Below are 20,853 nucleotides of genomic sequence, written 5' to 3' on the forward strand. Positions count from 1 at the left end.
CCCCCCCCGGCCCGCCCCCCCCCCCCCCCCCCCCGGCCCCCCCCCCCCCCCCCCCCCCACCCCCCCCCCCCCCCCCCCCCCGACTCGATGGGTGTTGGGGGCAGCGGATGCGCAGGGTGGTTCAGTCGAGCGGACCGAGCAGGTGGCGTGCCGCAGTCGAGTGGGCGGAGTCGACCGTCGACGGCTGGAAGACCCCCGCGATCACGTCACGGTAGAGCCGCCCGAGCTCGCTCGACGAGTTGAACGCAGCTCCCCCGGCCAGGCTGATTGCCTGGTCGACGACGTCGCGCACCGCGTGCACCGTGCGCACCTTGAGTCCGGAGAGCAAGCGATACCACTCTCCACCGCGGTCGACCTGCTCGTCGATGTCACGAGCGACCGCGTCCAGTTGCGGCCACACGCCGTCCATGGTGATCGCCGCATCAGCGACCCGCCAGCGCGTATCCGGGTCCTGCGAGCGTGGTGTGCCATCGCGCTGCTTTCTCGTGGTCGCAGCAGCCGTCGCGAGCTCGAGTGCCCGTGCTCCGATGCCCGCGTACACCGCGGACAACAGCAGTTCGAAATTGGCGAAGATCGACCACAGGAGCAGGTCGGCGCTCGGGCCGGGGTCGACGCGCCGTACGACACGGTCCGGCTCTGCCCGCACACCGTCCAGGCGTGTGCTGTTGCTTTGCGTCGCTCGCATCCCGAGCGTGTCCCAATCGTCGAGGGTCTCGACCCCGTCGGCGCCGCGCGGGATGAACGCGTAGACCAGCTTCGGCGCATCCGGAGACGACGTGTCCAGACCGTGCAGGCCGAGACGGGTCCACGCCGGAGACAGGCTGGTGAAGATCTTCGTGCCGGTGAACCGGAAACCGCCGTCCGCCTCCGGCGTCGCGCTCGTGGTGCTGCCGAACAGCATCAGATCGTTGCCTCGCTCGCTGATGCCGAAGCCGAACAGCTCGCCTGCGGCGGCCTCGTCGAGCACGAATTTCAGCGAGTCGTCGCCGCGGTCGAGCATCGCCTTGGCGACGCCGGTCCAGATCAGGTGCATGTTCACGCCGAGCGCGGTGGAGGGGGCGGCGGATGCCAGCCTCACCTGCTCGCGCACGACCGCCTGAGCGTCCAGCCCTGCTCCCCCGAGTGATGTCGGCACGAACGCGCGAAGGTAGCCGGCCGCTTTCAGGTCATCAAGGTCCTCGGCGAAGAAGGCGTTGGCACTGTCGTAACGGGCAGCGCGACTCCGGAATGTCTCGAGCAGCTCGTCGCTGAGCAGTGATTCGGCCACGTCTCAAGCATGCACCACCGTATGACCGCTGACATGATGAGGAGGTCCAATTTCGAAAGGGAGTCACGTGAAGGTCGACTACTCGGCTCTGACGAGAGCGGTCAGCAGGGACGAGTTGCGCGCCTACGCGAAGCGGAATCGCACCCACCTGGGCGGTGTCGGCGCCATCGCGATCGTGGTCGTCGCAGCCGTTATCGGTGTCATCCTCATTCCGATGGCCGTAGGCGAGGTCGGCCCTGGCTCGCTGTCGATGCTGACGTTCGCCATCATCGTCGTGATCGGTATCGCCGGCTTCACCTGGCTTTCGACAGCGATTGCGCTGCGGAAGAGCTTCCGGATGCACGCGTTCGCCGAGGCGAACGGCTTGCATTACACGGGCCGAGAGGCGGGCACCGACTACCCAGGGGCGATCTTCGGCATCGGCAATGCACGCACCATCACCGAACGCCTCTACCGCGACCATGACGGGTATTTCGATCTCGGCAGCTATCGGTACACGACCGGGTCGGGCAAGAACAAGCGCACCCACAACTGGGGTTACCTGGCCATCAAGCTTCCGCGCCGGCTGCCGCACATGCTGCTTGATGCCAAGGCGAACAACTTCTTCGGCAGTAACCTGCCGGTGTCCTTCGGTCGCAACCAGCGACTCTCCCTCGAGGGCGACTTCGACGACCACTTCACGCTGTATTGCCCGAGGGAGTATGAGCGGGACGCGCTCTACGTCTTCACGCCCGATCTGATGGCGCTGTTGATCGACGAGTCCGGCGAATTCGATCTCGAGATCGTCGATGATTGGCTGTTCGTCTACACCTCCGGTCCGCTCGAGTTGACCAACCCCACCCTGCTGTCGCGGCTGTTCCGCATCGTCGACACCGTCGGCGCGAAGACCTTGAGCCGCACCGTTCGCTACGCAGACGAACGCGTGGTCGGTGACTCGCTGGAATCCGGAACTCCGGGCGAGGCGCGGCTGGCGCCCAACGTCATCGCGCACGGCGGACGGCGGCTGAAACGGGGCGTGCCGGTCGTCGGTCTGATCATCTTCGCCGCGGTGGCGCTGTACCTGGTGTCGCGGTTCGTGAGCTCGGGCTTCTTCCTCTAGCCCGCCTGGCGCTGCTCTTCCATCAGGAACTCCAGGCCCGCCGGCAGTTCGCCGTCGCTGACGAGCGTCAATCGCTGCGTTGGGCGGGTCATCGACACGTAGAGGGCGGATGCGCCGCGCTCGGTGTCCCTGACGATGGCCGCGGGGTCGACGACGATGACCGAATCGAATTCGAGACCCTTCGCGTCGCGCGGGCTCAGCACGTTGATCAGGTTCATCAAGTTGTCGGCGCCGTAGCCCACCGTGAACTCGCGTGACAGCGTGGCGTGCAACTCGCCGAGGCGGGACGGCACGGCGATGACCGCGAGGGTGCCGGACGAGTCGACCTCGCGGTCGGCCCGCACCGCGTCGAGGACATCGGAGGCGACCTCGATCGGCCACTCCCCCTCGCGCACCGACGTCGCTTTCGTCACGGGGAGGTCATGGGCGACAGCCATTGATTCGGCCGCTTCGGCGATCTGGCTTGGCGTGCGGTAGTTGACGGTGAGTTCCTCGAGCCGCCAGCGGTCGCCTTCCGGCGTGTTGCCGATGAGGGCGTCCAGTGCGTGCTGCCAGGTCTCCGACGCGGTCACCGAGGCCGCCTGTGCGATGTCGCCGACAATCGTGAAGCTGCGGTTCGGACCACGCCTCAGCAGCAGGCGCCACTGCATCGGGCTGAGCTCCTGCGCCTCGTCGACCACGATGTGACCGTACGCCCAGCTGCGGTCCGCGGCCGCACGTTCGGCGGTCGTGGCGCCCTGTGCGAAGTCGGCAAAGCCATCCGCGACCGACTCGGCGTCGACGTAGCCGTCGAGTCCCATGTTGCCGATCGCGGCTTTCGCGTTCTCGATGTCGCGCTTGCGCTGCTGCTTCGCCTCGCGGCTCGCGTTGGCTCTGGCCAGTTCGAACTCCCCGAGGTGCTCGGCTGCCTCATCGAGCAGGGGGACATCCGAGATCGTGAACGGCGCGTCCCGGCCGCGGAGCAGAAGTGCACGTTCGTCGGCGGTCCAATCCGGTGTCAGCTGCGCAAGCCAGTTCGGGCGCGCGAACAGGTCCTGCACGAGCTTCTGCGGTGTCAGCGGAAGCCACGCGGTGTTCAGCAGCACCCGCACGTCGTGGCTGGTGCGCAGGTCCTCGCGCAAGACCGCCTGGTCCGCCTCATCGACGGTTCGCCTCTGGCGCTTGAGCTGGGAAACCAGTTGCCTGGTCAGCGCGTTCAGCGCGTGCTTGACGAACACCACGCGCGCTTCGTTGTACCGCTTGCCGCTCTCCTGCGCCTTCGTCATCGCGTTGGCGATGAGCTGCGGCTCGACGGTGATTCGCTCCCCATCGATCTCAATCGTCTGCGTCTCGCGTGGGATGCGCTGTCGCTCGCGCACCGCACGCGCGATCAGCTCGGCCATCCGCGCCTCGCCCTTGAGCGCGGCAACCGCCGGCACATCTTCCTCGGTCGCGTCGACGCCGGGGAACAGGCTGCCAAGGCTGGTGAGCACGACACCCGACTCGCCCAGCGAGGGAAGCACCGCTTCGATGTACTGCAGGAACGAGCGCGATGGCCCGACGATGAGCACACCGGATGACCGCAGCCGGTCGCGGTGCGAGTAGAGCAGGTAGGCGGCGCGGTGCAACGCGACGGCGGTCTTGCCGGTGCCGGGACCGCCCTGCACGACGAGCACGCCGCGCAGGTCGGACCGGATGATCCGGTCCTGCTCAGCTTGGATGGTCGCGACGATGTCGCTCATCCGGCCGGTGCGCTGCGCGGTCAGCGCCGCCAGCAGCGCGCCCTCGCCCTGCAGCGACGTGGACGACTCGTCGAGCAGCTCAGGGTCGAAGATCTCGTCCTCGATGCGAACCAGTTCCCGGCCCTTGGAGATCAGGTGCCTGCGCGCCCTCGCGCCCATCGGCTGACGCGCGGTCGCCTGGTAGAACGCGCTCGCCTGGGGCACGCGCCAATCCAGCAGGATCGGCTGCTGGTCGCGGTCGCGCAATCCGATCCGGCCGATGTAGCGGTGCACCGGCTCCGGGCTGTCGTCGGGCTCGAGTTCGAGACGCCCGAAAGCGAGCCGCTCCCCCACTTCCCGCAACTGCAGGATCCGGTCCTCGTACAGGCGCGCGAAACTGTCGCGTTCCGACCGGCTCTGGTCGTGATCGCCGACGTTGAGTCGACGCACCGCGCTCAACTGCTCCGTCGCCTCGCGCTGGAGCTCGTCGAGCCGGTCGTACAGTCCGCCAACGTAGTGGCGTTCGCGTTCGAGTTCGGCAGAAGTCACCTATGCCTCACATCCCCTTGGTTTTGCGGCATGCAAGTCTATCGGCTGCTACCTCCGGTGCTCCTGACCCTGTTGTTCGCGCAGGATGGCGAGGGCACGCGACACCCGGTCGGTCAGGCCGGCCGAGCGTTTCGGGGCCCGCCGGTCCAGTTCGTCAAGGAGCGTGAAAATCTCGGTGCGCTGCTTCTGCTGCACCGCGTGCACCGCCAGGTTACGGGCGAGGGAACGCCGTGCGCCGGCAACGGAGAGAGCCGCGCTCGCGATCACTGCTATCAGGAACGCCACCGCAACCCACAAAGGAAACACACCGCTGACGACCAGCATGATCGCCGTGACGAGGCCGATCAGCCCCACGGCCGGCGGGATGACGCGCAACCAGCGTCCGGCCAGGACGCGACGGCGGACGTCGCCCCTGCGTGAGTCGATGGTTTCCAGCCAGCGGCGGTAGTCGCCGACCCGGCCCTTCGCGACACGCGTTCCCTTGGCGTTGCGGAGCTCGTCCAGCAGCACGGGGTAGCCGGATGCCGGACGGCCGAGCACCCGCGCGGCGATCACGGCGCTCGACGCGGTGACCGCGATCAGCATGATCATCACGAAAGCGCCTGCGAACACCTGCCCGGCGTCGAGAATGATGCGGGCGGCCAGGACGACGCCGAAGACGACGAGTACCAGCACGATCGAGCAGACGATGATGGTCCATGTCAGCAGACGGTCGCGATCCCGCGTCCCGGTCGCGCGACCGGCGCGGCGCAATTTCCTCCCGGTGACGACATCGACGACCTGCACCAGGAACAGCAGCACCCACAGTGCTGCCGCGGTGTCGAAGATGACGATGAGGACCTGCGAATCCATGCCGCTCCTTAGAAAACTTTGCCGGGGTTCAGTATGCCGTGCGGATCGAACACGGCCTTCACCTGGCGTTGCAGCTCCAGCTGGTCCGAGCCGAGTTCTGCGGCGAGCCACCGCTTCTTGAGGGTGCCGACCCCGTGCTCGCCGGTGAGGGTGCCGCCGAGGCGCAGCGCGGCCTCGAAGACCTCGCCTGCGGCCCGCCACACGGTGTCGTCGATCTCGCCGGTGACCACGAAATTGGGGTGCAGGTTGCCGTCGCCTGCGTGCGCGACGGTGGGGATCGGGATGCCGTACTCGCGTTCGATACGGGTGATCTCCCGGAACATGTCCGGCAGCTTGCTGCGCGGCACCGCGACGTCTTCGATGAGCACCGTGCCGCGCGCGGCAAGCGACGGGTGGAACGCGCGCCGAATGGCCAGCAGCCGCTCGGCCTCGGCGGGATCGGAGCTCATAGTCGCCTCACCGCCCTGCGAGCGGATGATGCGCAGCGCCTCATCGGCCTCAGCTTCAGCAGCCGGGCCATCGGTCTGCACGAGCAGGTGCACAGCCCCGAGGCTCGACAGGTCAACACCCAAATGGTCGTCGATCGCCTCCAGACCACGAGAGTCGATGATCTCCATCACGGCCGGTTGCAACCCGGCCGCGGTGATCGCAGCGGATGCCACGGCCGCGTTCGTCACATCCGCGAAGTAGGCGGCGATGCTGACGGCGCCACCCCGCGGGAGGGGTCGGACCCGCACGGTGGCTTCCACGATCACGCCGAGGGTGCCCTCTGAACCGATCATCAGCGCGGTCAGGTCAAGTCCGGTGACGCCCTTGACCGTGCGATGTCCCAAGGTCAGCATCCGACCGTCCGCGAGAACGACCTTGAGCCCGAGCACGGCCTCCCGCGTCACGCCGTACTTCGCGCACAGCAGGCCGCCCGCGTTGGTGGCGATGTTGCCGCCGATCGTGGAGATGGCGCGGCTGGCCGGGTCGGGCGCGAACCACAGTCCGTGCTCGCGCAGCGAGTCGTTGAAGTCGCCGTTCAGGATGCCCGGCTCGACGACGGCAAGCTGGTCGGCGACGGAGAGTTCGAGGATGCGGTTCATGCCCAGCGTCGACAGCACGATCTCCCCCTCCCCGCCGATCGCTCCGCCGGCGAGTCCGGTGCCAGCACCGCGCGGCACGACCGGGACCCGGTGTTCGCTCGCGAGGCGCAGGGTGGCCTGGACGTCGCCCGCGTTGCGCGCGTTCACGACCGCGATCGGCGGAGCGCTGGAGGCGTGACCCGATTTGTCGGTGCGCACCTGGGTCAGTTGGGCCTGATCAACCGAGACGGCATCACCCAACTCGGCCCGCAGGGAGTCGAGCACGCTCACAACGCGGCCTCGATGTCTGCGCGGGTCGGGATCGACGGCACCGCGCCCAGAGCCTGCACCGAGAGGGAAGCGGCGACAGTCGCGAATTCGGCTGCGGCCACGAACTCGCGCCCCTCGGCGAGCGCCGCGGCGAAGGCTCCGCAGAACGTGTCGCCTGCGCCGGTCGTGTCGACCGGCGACACGACCCGCGCCGGCACGCGGGCGACTTGCTGACCCGCCTCGAACAGCACGCTTCCGGATGCGCCGAGTGTCACCACCAGACGCGGCACCCGCACCGCGAGCGAGCGCGACGCCGTCTCCGGGTCGTCGGAGCCGGCGAGGGCGATCGCCTCCGGCTCGTTCACGATCAGGCAGTCCAGGTCACCGATGAGGGCATCGGAGAGCGCATGCGCGGGCGCCGCGTTGAGGATGACGATGGTCCCGGACGCCTTGCCGGCCGCGGCTGCCTGCTCCACTGCCGACAGCGGCAGCTCGAGTTGCATGAGCAGCACCGACGCGCTCGCGATCGCGTCCAACTCGGCGTCGGTGAGCGTCTCGACATCCGCGTTGGCCCCGGATGCGATGACGATGGTGTTCTCGGCCGCGGCGTCGACGGCGATGAAGGCCTGCCCGGTGGCTGCGGTGCTGCCGCGGGTCAGGGCCCCGTCGATGCCGGCGTCCGTCATCACGGTCGCCAGCTCGCGGCCGTGCTCGTCGTCGCCGAGCGCGCCGATGAACACCGTTGCCAGGCCCGCGCGAGCCGCCGCAACTGCCTGGTTGAGGCCCTTCCCGCCTGGGTAGCGGGCCGTCGATGAGGCGATGGTGGTCTCGCCCGGCTGAGGGATCCGGTCGACGCTGAAGACGATGTCCATGTTGGCGCTGCCGACCACGGCGACGGATGCGGGACTCATGGTTCTCAGGCTATCTCCGCGTGATCCGGCTGTGAGCCGCCAAGGCTCGGCATTTATGCTGTGCGCATGAGCGGCGACGATACGAGGCACCGGCAGACCGAACCTGATCCCGATCGTCCGGATGAGACCGAGGCGGAGCGACTCGCGCGCAACTGGAGCGAGATCCTGCAAGAACTGCGCGTGACGCAGACCGGCACCCAGATCCTCACCGGTTTTCTGCTCACGCTCGCCTTCCAGTCCCGCTTCGCAGAGCTCGACGCCTTCCAGCTCACGCTCTACCTCGCGCTCGTGGTCGGGGCAGTGCTCGTGACGACGCTCGGCCTGGCGCCGGTGAGCATGCACAGGCGGCTCTTCCGCCAGGGTGAGAAGGAGCGCATCGTCGCACTCGCCGACCAGATGCTGAAATTCATGCTCGCCGCGCTCGCGGTGGTGCTCGCCGGCACCACCTGGTTCATCTTCGATGTCGTGCTCGGCCGCACGGCCGGCATCATCGCGGGAGTGATCTCCCTGATCGTCGTCTCCGTGCTATGGCTCGCATTGCCGAAGCGCGTGCGCACAACACTTCCCAGATGATTGCCACCTGAGCGCCTGGTGCCCCCGCGTAGCGTTGATCGCATGCGAACCACGATGCTCTTTCTGGTCGGCGCCGGTGTCGGCTATGTCTTCGGCACGCGCGCCGGTCGTCAGCGGTACGAACAGCTGAAGTCCGCCGCGAAGAACGCGTGGGAGGACCCTCGCGTGCAGAAGGCGATGAACGACACCGCGGACTACGTGCGTCAGAAGGCGCCCGTTGTCGGGGCGCGCGTGGCGGAGGGTGCCCAGGATGTCGTAGGCCGGGTGGCCGACACGGCGAAGGACATGACGGAGAAGGTCCAGCGGACCGCCGATGACGTCCGCGGGCGCATCAGCCACCGCGGCGAGGACGCGCGCGACCGGGCGATCGTCGCCGCCGCCGAGTTCCGCGAGGAAGCCCTCGAAGACTTCGACGACGAGTTCGACGACCGCCCGGACGAGGTCGACGACCGCCCGTAGGCGGTTCTTCTCTACGCGACTACTGCTGCGGTGGGATCACGTCGATGACGCCGGTCGCGGCCACCAAACCGCTCAGCCGCTCCGGTGACAGCACCTTGGCGACCTCCTCGGCGGTCATCAGGCCAGCGTCGACGACCAGTTCCGCGATCGACGCGTTAGTCGTCAGCGCGGTGTGCGCGAGCGTGGCCGACGCGGTGTAGCCGATGTACGGGGTCAGCGCGGTGACGACACCGACCGACGACTCGACCTGAGAGGCGAGGCGCTGGGTGTTGGCGGTGATCCCGTCGATGCAATTGACGCGGAGCGTGTGGCAGCCGTTCCGGAGCCACGCGATCGACTGCAGGATGCTGTGGGCGATGACCGGCTCGAAGGCGTTGAGCTGCAATTGCCCCGCCTCCGCGGCCGCGGTCACCGTGGCATCCGCGCCAATGACACTGAACGCGATCTGGTTGACCACCTCCGGGATGACCGGGTTGACCTTGCCGGGCATGATCGACGAGCCTGCCTGCCGCGCCGGCAGGTTGATTTCGCCGATGCCGGCCTGCGGGCCGCTGGAGAGCAGCCGCAGGTCGTTGCAGATCTTCGAGAGCTTGACCGCAGCGCGCTTGAGGTGTCCGCTCAGCGTCATGAAGACACCGGCGTCGCTCGTCGCCTCGATCAGGTCGGGAGCGGTGATCATCGGAACACCGGTGAGCTCAACCAGGTGGCGGCGCACGGCTTCCGCGTATCGCGGGTCGGCGGTGATGCCGGTGCCGATCGCGGTTGCGCCGAGGCTGATCTCGCCGAGCCATGGGAGCACCTCGCTCAGCCGCTCGCGGTCCTCGGAGATGGTTGTGGCGAAACCGTTGAACTCCTGGCCGAGGGTCATCGGAACGGCATCCTGAAGCTGGGTGCGGCCGACCTTGAGGATGTGAGCGAACTCCGCACCCTTGCGCGAGAACGCCTCGCGCAGCAGCGAGTGCTCAGCGAGCAGCCGCTGGGTGGCCATGATCATCGCGAGCTTGATCGCGGTCGGGTAGACGTCGTTCGTGCTCTGGCTGCGGTTGACGTCGTCGATCGGGTGCAGCGACGTGTAGTCGCCGAGTTCCTTGCCCATGAGCTCGAGGCCGCGATTCGCGATGACCTCGTTGGTGTTCATGTTGGTCGATGTGCCCGCACCGCCCTGGATCACCCCGACCAGGAACTGGTCGTGGAGTGCCCCGCCGACGATCTCCTCGCAGACCCGGTCGATGATGTCGGCCTTGTCCGCGTCGAGAACGCCGATCTCCTTGTTCGCGCGCGCCGCGGCCTGCTTGACGCGAGCGAGAGCGGTGATCAGGTCCGGGTAGACCGAGATCGGGCGCCTGGTGATCGGGAAGTTCTCCAACGCCCGTGCTGTGTGAATGCCCCAATATGCCTCTGCGGGAATCTCAAGTGACCCGAGGGAATCGGTTTCGACCCGGGTTGGCCCGGACGCGGTGCTCATTTCGCCTTTATCTCCTTCGAAAGCGCTACGCCCCAACTCTACTCGCGCGGGTGCGTCGCCTCGGGCGTCGCGCTAGGCGGCCGAGATGCCGAACAGCCCGATGATCAGCGCCATGATGACGAGCGTCACCAGTTCGTGGCTGATGTTCAGCAGCGTCAGCCCAGCCGGCCGCCCCTCGAACGCGTCATGGGTGATGAACCGCGCTGCGGTGAAACCGGCCCAGAGGATGATCGCGGTGACGATCGCGTTCAGCAGGAAGTTGCCACCGTAGAACTCCTGGGCGATCGCAGCGGACCCGGCAAGCACGAGCGCGCTGATGAAGCTGACGACGAGAGTCACGATCATCGGCACCACCGCGCTCGCGTTGCGGTCCATGTCGACCTTGGCCGCCTTGATCCACCAGTTGCCGAACACCGGTCGCGCGTACCAGATCGCGCCGACGACCATGCTCGACAGTGTCGCGAGCAGCACCGCCCAGATGTTGATCTCAGGAACCATGTCGAACTCCTCTGTTCGTCTCGCTCGTTGGGGTACAAAGCGTTGTGCCGATTGTAGGGACCGTTGACCCCAACACTGGGGCATATCTTGCTATTTCTCTGGGCTTTGTTCACCCCGTAGGCTCAGTGACATAAATTCTGACATTGTGGGGGACACTCGCCGTGAGCGATAACAGCTACTTCAGCGCGCCAGCCGGATGGTATCCGGATCCGCTGGGCCTTCCGCAACTCCGTTGGTGGGACAGCACGTCCTGGACGCACCAGACCGCGGAGGCACGTCAGCCGATGGTCATGCAGGAGACCACCTTCGCCTGGGCGGACGACGACATCGAGGAAGAGCCCTCGGCAGCCACGCGACGCGAGCGCCGCGAGCGCGAGCGCAAGGGCCCGATCGACAACGCTCCCCCGACCGCGCAGATGCTGCTGCAGCTGGAGCCGCCGTCGCGCGAGGACATCCAGGTCGACATGCCGGAGCCCGAGGGCGTGGCGCAGCCCACCCGGGACGACGAACCGTTCGTGGCGACCTTCACCGAGAGCACCTCGACCGAGTCCTCCGACGACGCCTACCGGATCTTCGACAACCTCCGCGACAACTCGCAGGAGCAGTTCGCCCAGCAGCCGTTCGGTCAGAACCAGTACGGGGCGCAGAACTTCCAGGGCGCGCCGCAGGGCTACCAGCAGCCGTTCCAGCAGGAGCAGGGCAATTGGGCCCAGTACGGGCAGCAGGAGAAGGCCGACTTCTTCGTGCACGGTCAGGCGCCCGACGCATCCGGATGGGCGCCGCAGCACCAGCAGCAGTTCGCCCAGCAGCAGCGCCACGCCGTGACCCACACCACGCCGGTGTGGATGATCGCGCTCATCCCGATGCTGCAGCTCGTGTTGAGCCTTCTGCTGCTCACCGCGTTCGGCATGGGAGACAACACCGCCGTGATGGCGGCCATCTGGTTCGCGCCGTACCCGTTCGTCGTGCTGTTCGCGTTCCTGGACCGCCGCACGCTCAAGAAGGCCGGCCACCAGCAAACCGCGCACTGGGCGTGGGCACTCCTCACCGCGCCGATCTACCTGATCGTGCGCGCTGTGGCCTCCATCCGGGAGTCCGGCAACGGCTTCGGCCCCGTCCTGGTCTGGTTCGCTCTCGCCTTGCTGCAGGTCGGCTCGGTCGTCGCAGTGCCCGGTCTGATCATCTCCAGCCTGCCCGCGGTCTTCGCCGCTGAGGCGGAGGCGTCGATCATGTCCGACGCCCAGGTGATCGGCTCCACGATGACCGTCACCTGCCCCGCCGCTCCCCCGGTGCTCATCGGACAGCAGTTCGAGTGCTCCGGTGTGCAGGCCAATGGCACGGAGCTCTCCATACTGGTGAGCCTCGAGCGCGTCAACGGCTGGATCGACTGGCGCGTCGACGACTGGGGCATCTACACCATCGGCTAGCCGGTCGTCACCACCGATAGTCGTCCTGCGGCATCCAGCGGACGCCACGCTTGTGGCACAGCAGGATGCCGCGGACGACTGTGCTCTGCGCGTCACAGGTTGCGTGCAGCAGGCGTGCCCAGGTGCGGTCCCGGTCGGTGAGTTCCCCGTCGTGCAGTTCCTCGAGCACGATCAGCACCGAAGCGGCGTCGAGGTCGCGCGCCGTGTCGCCGATCGCGAGCGCGAACGCACGCGCATCGTCCTCGGTCAGCTCGCCCGGCAGCGAGTCGACGGGGATGAGCAGCGGCAGCTGAACCTGCTCGTCATCGAGGAACATCAGCCACAGCTGCCGCTGGTTCGCATGTACGAGCAGCTCGGTGACGCGGTTCTCGATCTCGATCGGGTTGGTGAAGGGGCGTTCGCGGGTGTCGTCGTGGCTGGGTGGCTTCATCCGCCCATGATCAACGGCCGCCCGACGAGAATTCGTCGGGCGGCCGCCAGTTGGGGATGGACCGCTGGGCTCACGCCCCGGTGAGGACTAGCCGATCAGCGCCTCGATCGGGCCGCGCGCGAAGTAGAGCAGGAACCCGGCCGCAACGATCCACAGGAGCGGCGAGATCTCCCGGGCCTTGCCTGCCAGCGCGCGCACGATCACCCAGCTGATGAAGCCGACGCCGATGCCGTTCGCGATCGAGTAGGTCAGCGGCATCACCACGATGGTCAGGAACACCGGCAGGCCAACCGAGAACTCGCTCCAATCGATGAAGCGGATCTGCGACACCATCAGCACACCCACAACGACGAGGGCCGCGCCGGCGACCTCGAGCGGCACCACCTGGGTGAGCGGGGTGAAGAACATGGCGAGCAGGAAGAGCACACCGGTGACGATGTTGGCGAGGCCGGTGCGGGCACCCTCGCCGACGCCGGCGGCGGAGTCGATGAAGATCGTGTTCGACGACGACGAGGTCGCGCCGCCTGCCACTGCGCCGACGCCTTCCACGATCAGCGCTGACTTCAGCCGGGGGAAGTTGCCCTTGTCGTCCTGCAGGCCGGCTTCCTTGGTGAGCCCGGTCAGGGTGCCAACCGCGTCGAAGAAGTTGGTGAAGACGAGAGTGAACACCAGCATGATCGCGGCGAGTGCGCCGATCCGTTCGAACGCACCGAAGCTGAACGCTCCGATCAGGCCGAGGTCGGGGACCGCGACGATCGACTCGGGCAGTGCGGGCACATTCAGGCTCCAGCCGGACGGGTTTGGGCCGTCTTCGGTGAACGAGGGGCCGATCTTCAAGAGCGCCTCGGCGATGATCGCGATGACGGTGGTCGCGAGGATCCCGATGAGCAGCGCCCCCGTCACCTTGCGCGCCATGAGCACGCCCATGATCAGCAGCCCAATGATGAAGATCACGGTCGGGATGCTGGTGACAGAGCCGCCATCTCCCAGCTGCACCGGCGGAGAGGGGTTGCCGCTGGAGCGCACGAAGCCGGCGTCGACCAGCCCGATGAAGGCGATGAACAGGCCGATGCCGACGGTGATCGCGGTCTTCAACTGCGCAGGAACCGCCTTGAAGATGAGCTCACGCAGCTTGGTGGCCGACAGCAGCACGATGATGAGCCCGTTGATGACGACAAGGCCCATCGCCTCGGCCCAGGTGACCTGCCCGACAACGCTCACGGCGAGGAACGAGTTGATGCCGAGGCCGGCGGCCAGACCGAACGGCAGGTTGGCGACGAGCCCGAACAGGATCGTCATCACGCCGGCGGTCAGGCCGGTGACCGCAGCGAGCTGCTGGCCGTCGAGCATAGTGCCGGCGACATCCTCCGTGCCACCGAGGATGAGCGGGTTCAGGATGACTATGTACGCCATCGTCATGAATGTCACGAGACCACCGCGCACCTCGCGACCGACGTTCGAACCGCGTCGGCTGATCTCGAAGAAGGAATCGAATCTCTCCCGGAAGGAGTTTCCGGATCCGCGCTTGAGGGGACTCTCGATTTGCTGCTGGGACACTTGTATGCCTTTCACCACAATAGGGACGCGTTCAGCATAGAAGCGTTGAGGGTCGGGTTTCGCCGCCACACGGCGCGATAGCGTTGAGTGATGCACGATGGCGGATGGCTGAGCGACAAGGAGCGCAAGAGGCTCACCCGCATCCCCAGCGACACGGCCATGACGGCGACCCTTGCGGGCACCGGCCTCATCGTCTCGTCGATGCAGACGCTCGTGACGCCGATCGTTCCGCAGCTGCCCGCACTGCTCGACACCTCGGTCGCCGAGGCCCAGTGGGTGCTCACCGCGACGCTGCTTGCCGCGTGCATCGGCACACCCATCGCCGGGCGCCTGGGCGACATGTACGGCAAGCGCCGCATCACCCTTGCACTGCTCGTGCTGATGGTGCTCGGCTCGCTCATCGCCGCGATCTCCAACACGCTCATCCCGCTGGTCATCGGCCGCGCGCTGCAGGGGCTGAGCCTCGGCGCGATCGCGCTCGGCATCAGCATCCTGCGGGACGTCATCCATCCGTCCAAGCTCGGCCGGTCGGTCGCGCTTGTGAGCGCATCGCTCGGTGTCGGCGGGGCTGTCGGACTGGCTGCTGCCGCGCTGATCGCGGAGAACTTCGACTGGCACTACCTGTTCTGGCTGTCGGCTGCGCTCGGCGTGCTCGCGTTCGTGCTGGTGATCCGGATCATCCCGGTCAGCACACTGCGCACCGCCGGCCGCTTCGACTGGGTCGGCTCGATCGGGCTCAGCATCGGGCTCGTCGCGCTCCTGCTCGCGATCTCGAACGGAAGCGTCTGGGGCTGGACGAGCCCGCTCACCCTCACCCTGCTGATCGGCTCCGTCGTCGTCTTCGCTCTGTGGGGCTGGTACGAGGTGCGCGTCGTCGACCCGCTGGTAGACCTCCGCGTCGCCGCCCGCAAGCCGGTGCTGCTGACCAACCTCGCCTCCGTGGCGGCGGGCTTCGCGTTCTTCGTGACCGCCGGATCGCAGCCGATCCTGCTCGAGCTGCCGAGCGCAACCGGTGTCGGCCTCGGCCAGACGATCCTCGTCGCCGCCTTGTGCCTCATGCCGAACGGGATCGTGATGTTCCTGCTCTCCCCCGTCGCCGCAAGACTGTCCGATCGTCGCGGACCGCGCACGAGCCTCGTGCTCGGGATGCTCATCATCGCCATCGCCTTCGCCATCTCGGTGTTCCTCATGCAGGAGATCTGGCATGTCATCCTCGTGTCGACGCTCGTCGGGGCAGGCGTGAGCTTTGCGTACTCGGCCATGCCGACCCTGATCATGCATGCGGTTCCAGCCACGGAGACGGCGGCGGCCAACGGGCTGAACTCGGTGATGCGCACCCTCGGCTCGACCGTCGCGGCGAGTCTGATCGGGGTGATCCTGTCGTCCAGCTTCACCGTCTACCAGGGGATCGAGATCCCGACCCGAGGCGCCTTCCAGACAGTGTTCGCTGTGGGCGCCGGCGTCGCCTTCCTTGGCGCACTGCTGGCGCTCATCATCCCCCGTCGCGTACGGGTCTATGAGACCGCGAGCATCCCGATCCAGTTGCCTGAGGACTCCCCACACCTCTCCAGCATCCGTGCCTACACTGACGCCATGGACCGAGACCTGATCGAACCGAACCCCGACGACGAGCGTGAAGTCGAGTTGGACGAGGAAGAGCAACTTGACGCGCCACCCACCCTGGATCCGGATGAGCGTGTCGAGCAGGAGAACGACGAAGAGGCACTGCCCGATGAGGAGCGCCCGGTCTAAGGGTGAGTTCGGGGGTGGTTCTCAGAGGCGAACCAGAGAGCGCTCGTAGGCTCCGCACACCTGACCACCGAACGCAAGGGGCCCCGACATGAGTGACCTCAACCTTCCCCCGGGAGCGCACGACGAGTCGAACCTCGACGGGGACACCCTCGAGTACTCGGTCGTCAGAGAGCTGAGACGGAACCAGCCAGAGGAGGCGGAAGACCCGACCCTCCCGGGCGGGACGATCACCCTCGGGCTCGATGTCGGAGGCGCGCTGCGCTGACGACGTACACTCTCTAGGTGTGAGCCTTCGAGACATCCCGATTACAACCATCGACGGACGTGAGACGACCTTCGCCGAGTTCGCCGACGGTGTCGTCCTGGTGGTGAATGTCGCTTCGCATTGCGGCCACACACCGCAGTACGAACAGCTCGAGCAGCTGCAGCGCACCTACGGCGATCGCGGGTTCACCGTGTTCGGGGTCCCGTGCAATCAGTTCGGCTTCCAGGAGCCGGGCAGCGCCGAGGCGATCCAGGAGTTCTGCTCCACGACGTACGGCGTCTCGTTCCCGCTGGCTGAGAAGGCACGCGTCAACGGCGCCAAGCAGCATCCGCTGTACGCCGAGCTCACCACCGTCCCGGATGCCGACGGCGTGGCGGGCAAGGTGAAGTGGAATTTCGAGAAGTTCCTGGTCACCCCTGACGGCGCCGTGCGCCGCTTCCGCAGCGCGGTGAAGCCCGACGCGCCGGAAGTGGTCCGGGCGATCGAGCAGGCGCTGGCCACAGTCAGCTAGCTGGCGGCACCGCCCGTTCACCTTGGGCCGGTAGACGTGTGCCGTGCAGGAACTCGTCGACTGGGTGATCGAAGCCGCCGGTTCACCGTGGGTGTTTCCCGTCGTTTTCGCCCTGATCGTGGCCGACGCCTTCCTGATCGTCGTGCCCAGCGAGACGGTGGTGGTCGCGCTCGGCGCACTCGCGCTGTCGGCCGGGCAGCCAAACCTGTGGGTGCTGATCCCGATCGCCGCGATAGCCGCCATGCTCGGCGACAACCTCACCTACCTGGTCGGGCGGGCGGTGGGACTCGAGCGTTTCGGCTGGATGCGACGGCGCCAGGTCGCGTCGGCGTTCGCGTGGGCGCGCCGGTCGCTCGACCGACGAGCAGCGGTCGTCATGCTGACCGCCCGATTCGTGCCGTTCGGTCGCATCGCGGTGAACCTCACTGCAGGCGCCACCGGGTTCGCCTACGGGAGGTTCCTTCCCCTGAGCGTGATCGCCGGATGCGTGTGGGCCGTCTACAACGTCGTCATCGGGGCGGCGTTCGGTGCGTGGTTCTCGTCGAATCCGGTGCTTGCGGTAGTGCTGTCGATCGTCGTCGCGATCACTCTGGGAGTCGTCGTCGATCGGATCACGGCGGTGGTGGCCAGCCGCCGGTGGCACCTATGAGCACATCACGGCATGCGCTTCTGCGGGTACGGGGTCTCATGCCGCGCGAGCATGTCCACGAAGGCGGCGATGCGGCGCTCTCGCCCGGCTTGAGTCTTCAACTGGCTCAGCCGGAAGTACAGCGCGAACCGGTTCTGGGGGTTCAGCACCTCGAACATCCTCTGCGCCTCAGGCACCGCGGCGATCGCGGCGAGCAGGTCGGCAGGGAGCTCAGCCGAGGCTGGGCCGGCGTAGGCAGCCTCCCAACGACCATCGGCCTTCGCCGCTTCCACCGCTGCGCGGCCCGCATCCGTCATGCGGCCGTCGGCTTCGAGCCTCTCGATCCGTTCGATATTCTTCAGCGACCACGAACTGCGTTTGGTTCGGGGCGTGAAGCGCTGGAACCAGGTCTCATCGTCGCGCCGCAGTGACTGCCCGTCGATCCAGCCGAAGCACAGCGCCTCCTGCAATGCGCCCTCGTAGTCGAGCGCCGTGACCGTGCCGCCCTTCTTCGTGAGGATGAGGCGCACGCCCGGCGAGCGGTCGTGGTTCTGCTCCAGCCAGGAGCGCCAGGCGGCAGCATCCGAAAACAGCATGTCTTCGAGCGGGATGGCCATACAGGGAGCCTACGAGCGGCCACCGATATGGTGGAGGGCATGGCCAAGGAAATGGTGCACCAGAGCGATCAGAGCCGGTACGCGCTGTTCATCGACGGTGAACTCGCAAGCGTCGTCGACTACCGCATCAACGAGAACCAGATCTCCTTCCACCACACCTACACCGCGCCCAACCGTCGCGGTCAGGGCCTTGCCGGCGAGATCGTCAAGTTCGCGGTCAACGATGTCGAGGCCAACAGTGAGCGCCGCATCGTGCCGATGTGCTGGTACGTCGGCGTGTGGTTCGACGAGCATCCGGAGCGCGCCGAGCTGCTCAGCCGCTGACGCGACTGCTACTGCGCGGTGTACGCGCCGTCGACGAGGTATTGCGAGCCGGTGACGAACGCCGCCTCATCCGAGAGCAGGAACAGGACCAGGTTGGCGACCTCCTGCGCAGTTCCCAGCCGCCCGATCGGATGCTTGCCGACGAGCGCGTCGTACGCCTCCTTGGGTAGGCCCGCGAGCAGCGGAGTGTCGATGTAACCGGGGTGCACCGAGTTCACGCGGATGCCCAGCGACGAGTAGGCAAGCGCCGCGGCCTTTGTCATCCCGGCGACCCCATGTTTTGCCGTGACATACGGGACCGCGTTGGCGTCACCGACCAGACCGAGGATCGACGAGGTGTTCACGATCGAGCCGCCGCCCGCGGCCAGCATCGCCGGAATCTGGTAGTACATCCCGTAGAACACCGAGTGCAGGTTGACATCCATGAGCTGCAGGTAGCTCGGGATGTCGATGTCGGCGAGCGGGCCGAGCGGTCCACCGATCCCCGCGTTGTTGAATGCGAGATGCACGGCACCGAACTCGTCGACCGCGACGTCGACGGTGTCCTTGACGTCGTCCGGATTCCCGACATCGCCCGCTACCGCGCGCGCCCTGCCGCCGGCTCCAGTGATCTGGTCGACAACCTCCTGGGCGACCTCCTGCTTGAGGTCGTTCACGACGACCGCGGCACCCTCCGCGGCGAGCGCGAGGGCGACCGCTTGCCCGATGCCGGAGCCTCCCCCGGTGACCACGGCAACCTTGCCCTTGAATCGATTGTCCATGCCCTGCGCTCCCTTCCTCTCATGAGCGATGAGTGCCCAGTGAACGTCGTGTGGCTGGGAGGTTACCGCCCGGAGGGAGCGCGGGTCGCCGCGTTAGGCTGGGGGCGATGCGCCTCATCTTCATTCGCCACGGTCAGACACCCGCCAACGTCCTGGGGTTGCTCGATACCGCGCATCCGGGTCCCGGCCTCACCGAGCTGGGCACGACGCAGGCGGCGGCGATCCCGGATGCCTTGGACGGTCAGGGTGTCGATGCCCTGTTCGCCTCAACGCTGGTCCGCACCCAGTTGACCGCGCAGCCGCTCGCGGCCGCTCGCGGTCTGGGCGTCACTGTGCTCGGCGGGTTGCACGAGATCGAGGCCGGCGCGCTCGAGGGTCGAGGTGACCTGCCGTCGGTGCGCACCTACCTTGAGACGGTGTTCGCCTGGGGGTCGGGTGACCTGGACGCGCGGATGCCGGGCGGTCCCGATGGTCACGACTTCTTCGGCCGCTACAACGGTGACCTGGAGTCGATCGCGCGCTCCGGGGTGGACTCGGCAGCGGTCGTCAGCCATGGGGCGGCGATCCGGGTGTGGGTTGCCGCGCACGCGACGAACGTGGCGCCGACGTTCGCGGCCGAGAATCACCTGGACAACACCGGCATCGTCGTGCTCGACGGTTCGTTCGATGACGGCTGGTCGCTCGCCCGGTGGGCGGACCAGCCGATCGGCGGGGCCGTGCTGGCGGATGCGAGCGCCGAAGACCCGACCGGCGAGCTGCTCAGTGAGGCCGACTGACCGCATCCGTCGTCGGCAGCGTCAGGCGACCTGCTCGCGGTCCAGGGACGCGGCCGTGTCCTCGACGATGGACGCGATGAGGCGAGTCTCGCCGAGCACGCTGAGATGGTTCTTGCGCGGCACGCTGATCACCCGGGCGTGGTCGAGAGCTCTCGCGATCCTGCGCTCCTCGGCCCGAAACGGGTCCCGGGTGCCGTTGACGAGCCGGACCGGCCCACGGAACGAACCGAGAAGCCCGATCGGGTCCACCCCCGCGATGCCGCGCACCGCATCCGGCATGACCTGAACCGCGAGGCCGCCAGCGGACATCGCCGCCGCGACTTCCGGCGGCAGCATGAGCTGGAAGCCCTTCAGACTGAGCTTCTCGGCGCGCTGCGGGTTGCGGGCCATCGCGCGCGAGACGCCCAGGTAGAAGGCGACCCCCAGCCCACGCGGCCGGATGCTGCAGCCGATTCCGATGAAGCCGGCCACTCGCTCCGGATGCCGGGAGATGGTCGCCATGCTCGTGAAGCCGCCCAGGGAGTGCCCGACGAGGACCGCTCGTCCGCCAGCGCGGTCGATGCCATCGCGCACAGCGTCAACGGCGGAGTCGAGCGTGAACCTGTCGTCCAGACGGTTCCCGTGGCCCGGCAGATCGACGAGCTCGACCCGCCTGGTGCGCTCGAGTTCGCCGGCGAGCGGCCGCCACATGGTGCTGCTGATCCGGATGCCGTGCACGAGCACGACCGGAATCGGCGAGTGCGGCACCGCCACTCAGGCGCCGATCCGCGTGAGGAGCGCGCGGAACTCCTCCTCCGTGACCTGAATGCCGGAGTCGCCCAGCCGCTGGCTGAGGATGGATGCGGCATCTTCCGCATCTCCGCTAGCGATGTCGGCTCGGATCTGCTCGACCAGCCCGTCGACCTTCTCATTCACGGTCGCGTCCAGCGCGCCCTCCTGTTCGGGCGTCGTCCGCGGCTCCTCAGCGTCAGTCATGCTCCTATCGTGCCACCGCGACGCACGGCTTCCGCCCAGCGGTCGTTCAGGTTCGACCCGAGTGCATTGTTTCTGGGGTGAGTTCCTCTGGAGCGCACAGAACCGGGCGAGTAGCCTCGC

23 protein-coding genes are annotated in these 20,853 nt (G+C 67.3%); 10 read left to right on the forward strand and 13 right to left on the reverse strand.

The features are described from left to right. Positions 1–121 precede the first annotated feature (121 nt). On the reverse strand, positions 122–1,267 hold the full coding sequence (locus tag IRG63_RS12005) for an acyl-CoA dehydrogenase family protein (protein ID WP_193510285.1): 1,146 nt from the start codon (positions 1,265–1,267) through the stop codon (positions 122–124). 67 nt (positions 1,268–1,334) lie between these two features. On the opposite strand from IRG63_RS12005, the gene IRG63_RS12010 reads away from it, so the two are divergent. Beyond that, positions 1,335–2,366, forward strand: coding sequence for a hypothetical protein (locus tag IRG63_RS12010; protein ID WP_193510286.1), 1,032 nt, complete (start codon positions 1,335–1,337; stop codon positions 2,364–2,366). On the opposite strand, the gene IRG63_RS12015 is transcribed toward IRG63_RS12010, so the two are convergent. The 4 genes from IRG63_RS12015 to IRG63_RS12030 are packed head-to-tail and all read right to left on the reverse strand — an operon-like array spanning position 2,363 to position 7,715. After that, entirely contained in the window at positions 2,363–4,615 is a 2,253-nt protein-coding gene (locus tag IRG63_RS12015) for an AAA family ATPase (protein ID WP_168627778.1), read from the reverse strand. The genes IRG63_RS12010 and IRG63_RS12015 overlap by 4 nt on opposite strands. Positions 4,616–4,663: 48 nt before the next feature. Continuing rightward, complete coding sequence (locus IRG63_RS12020) at positions 4,664–5,467, reverse strand: hypothetical protein (RefSeq protein ID WP_168627779.1); 804 nt, start codon at positions 5,465–5,467, stop codon at positions 4,664–4,666. A gap of 8 nt (positions 5,468–5,475) precedes the next feature. Further along, positions 5,476–6,825, reverse strand: a complete 1,350-nt coding sequence (locus IRG63_RS12025) for an FAD-linked oxidase C-terminal domain-containing protein (RefSeq protein ID WP_168627780.1) — start codon at positions 6,823–6,825, stop codon at positions 5,476–5,478. Further along, on the reverse strand, positions 6,822–7,715 hold the full coding sequence (locus tag IRG63_RS12030) for a ribokinase (RefSeq protein ID WP_168627781.1): 894 nt from the start codon (positions 7,713–7,715) through the stop codon (positions 6,822–6,824). Before IRG63_RS12030 ends, IRG63_RS12025 begins: the two co-directional genes overlap by 4 nt. A 66-nt stretch (positions 7,716–7,781) precedes the next feature. Between IRG63_RS12030 and IRG63_RS12035 the strand changes: the two genes are divergently transcribed. Beyond that, entirely contained in the window at positions 7,782–8,288 is a 507-nt protein-coding gene (locus IRG63_RS12035; protein ID WP_193510287.1) for a DUF6328 family protein, read from the forward strand. 42 nt (positions 8,289–8,330) lie between these two features. Then, on the forward strand, positions 8,331–8,747 hold the full coding sequence (locus IRG63_RS12040; protein ID WP_193510288.1) for a YtxH domain-containing protein: 417 nt from the start codon (positions 8,331–8,333) through the stop codon (positions 8,745–8,747). Between the two features lie 19 nt (positions 8,748–8,766). On the opposite strand, the gene IRG63_RS12045 is transcribed toward IRG63_RS12040, so the two are convergent. Together IRG63_RS12045 and IRG63_RS12050 are read right to left on the reverse strand one after the other, a co-directional pair. After that, complete coding sequence (locus tag IRG63_RS12045) at positions 8,767–10,212, reverse strand: aspartate ammonia-lyase (protein WP_168627785.1); 1,446 nt, start codon at positions 10,210–10,212, stop codon at positions 8,767–8,769. A gap of 72 nt (positions 10,213–10,284) precedes the next feature. After that, entirely contained in the window at positions 10,285–10,710 is a 426-nt protein-coding gene (locus tag IRG63_RS12050) for a DUF1761 domain-containing protein (protein ID WP_168627786.1), read from the reverse strand. Between the two features lie 161 nt (positions 10,711–10,871). On the opposite strand from IRG63_RS12050, the gene IRG63_RS13855 reads away from it, so the two are divergent. Then, entirely contained in the window at positions 10,872–12,137 is a 1,266-nt protein-coding gene (locus IRG63_RS13855; RefSeq protein WP_370566258.1) for a DUF2510 domain-containing protein, read from the forward strand. A 7-nt stretch (positions 12,138–12,144) separates the two neighbouring features. Here IRG63_RS13855 and IRG63_RS12060 read toward each other — a convergent pair whose 3' ends face one another. Both IRG63_RS12060 and IRG63_RS12065 read right to left on the reverse strand, forming a co-directional pair. Next, positions 12,145–12,567, reverse strand: coding sequence for a hypothetical protein (locus IRG63_RS12060; protein WP_193510289.1), 423 nt, complete (start codon positions 12,565–12,567; stop codon positions 12,145–12,147). An 87-nt stretch (positions 12,568–12,654) separates the two neighbouring features. Further along, a complete protein-coding gene (locus IRG63_RS12065) occupies positions 12,655–14,109 on the reverse strand; it encodes an NCS2 family permease (protein ID WP_370566260.1) in 1,455 nt (484 codons plus the stop codon). A 105-nt stretch (positions 14,110–14,214) separates the two neighbouring features. Here IRG63_RS12065 and IRG63_RS12070 point away from each other — a divergent pair, with 105 nt between their 5' ends. From IRG63_RS12070 to IRG63_RS12085, 4 genes are all read left to right on the forward strand, one after another. Then, on the forward strand, positions 14,215–15,876 hold the full coding sequence (locus IRG63_RS12070; RefSeq protein WP_168627788.1) for an MFS transporter: 1,662 nt from the start codon (positions 14,215–14,217) through the stop codon (positions 15,874–15,876). 88 nt (positions 15,877–15,964) lie between these two features. Next, the gene (locus IRG63_RS12075; RefSeq protein ID WP_193510290.1) at positions 15,965–16,141 is read left to right on the forward strand and encodes a hypothetical protein; all 177 of its coding nucleotides are present in this window, start codon (positions 15,965–15,967) and stop codon (positions 16,139–16,141) included. A gap of 19 nt (positions 16,142–16,160) precedes the next feature. Continuing rightward, the gene (locus tag IRG63_RS12080) at positions 16,161–16,652 is read left to right on the forward strand and encodes a glutathione peroxidase (protein WP_349236210.1); all 492 of its coding nucleotides are present in this window, start codon (positions 16,161–16,163) and stop codon (positions 16,650–16,652) included. 43 nt (positions 16,653–16,695) lie between these two features. Then, complete coding sequence (locus IRG63_RS12085) at positions 16,696–17,301, forward strand: DedA family protein (protein ID WP_370566259.1); 606 nt, start codon at positions 16,696–16,698, stop codon at positions 17,299–17,301. Between the two features lie 5 nt (positions 17,302–17,306). Here the strand turns inward: IRG63_RS12085 and IRG63_RS12090 are convergent, their stop codons facing one another. After that, the gene (locus IRG63_RS12090; RefSeq protein ID WP_193510291.1) at positions 17,307–17,897 is read right to left on the reverse strand and encodes a YdeI family protein; all 591 of its coding nucleotides are present in this window, start codon (positions 17,895–17,897) and stop codon (positions 17,307–17,309) included. Positions 17,898–17,936: 39 nt separating this feature from the next. Between IRG63_RS12090 and IRG63_RS12095 the strand changes: the two genes are divergently transcribed. Then, positions 17,937–18,221, forward strand: coding sequence for a GNAT family N-acetyltransferase (locus IRG63_RS12095; RefSeq protein WP_193510292.1), 285 nt, complete (start codon positions 17,937–17,939; stop codon positions 18,219–18,221). A gap of 8 nt (positions 18,222–18,229) precedes the next feature. Here the strand turns inward: IRG63_RS12095 and IRG63_RS12100 are convergent, their stop codons facing one another. Further along, positions 18,230–18,982, reverse strand: a complete 753-nt coding sequence (locus tag IRG63_RS12100) for an SDR family NAD(P)-dependent oxidoreductase (RefSeq protein ID WP_168627793.1) — start codon at positions 18,980–18,982, stop codon at positions 18,230–18,232. 107 nt (positions 18,983–19,089) lie between these two features. Here IRG63_RS12100 and IRG63_RS12105 point away from each other — a divergent pair, with 107 nt between their 5' ends. Next, positions 19,090–19,758, forward strand: coding sequence for a histidine phosphatase family protein (locus IRG63_RS12105; protein ID WP_193510293.1), 669 nt, complete (start codon positions 19,090–19,092; stop codon positions 19,756–19,758). A 21-nt stretch (positions 19,759–19,779) separates the two neighbouring features. On the opposite strand, the gene IRG63_RS12110 is transcribed toward IRG63_RS12105, so the two are convergent. After that, a complete protein-coding gene (locus IRG63_RS12110) occupies positions 19,780–20,511 on the reverse strand; it encodes an alpha/beta fold hydrolase (RefSeq protein ID WP_168627795.1) in 732 nt (243 codons plus the stop codon). Next, the gene (locus IRG63_RS12115) at positions 20,512–20,733 is read right to left on the reverse strand and encodes a hypothetical protein (RefSeq protein ID WP_168627796.1); all 222 of its coding nucleotides are present in this window, start codon (positions 20,731–20,733) and stop codon (positions 20,512–20,514) included. Between the last annotated feature and the right edge of the window lie 120 nt (positions 20,734–20,853).

The organism is Cryobacterium sp. BB736 (assembly GCF_014980265.1).
Lineage (GTDB): Bacteria > Actinomycetota > Actinomycetes > Actinomycetales > Microbacteriaceae > Terrimesophilobacter.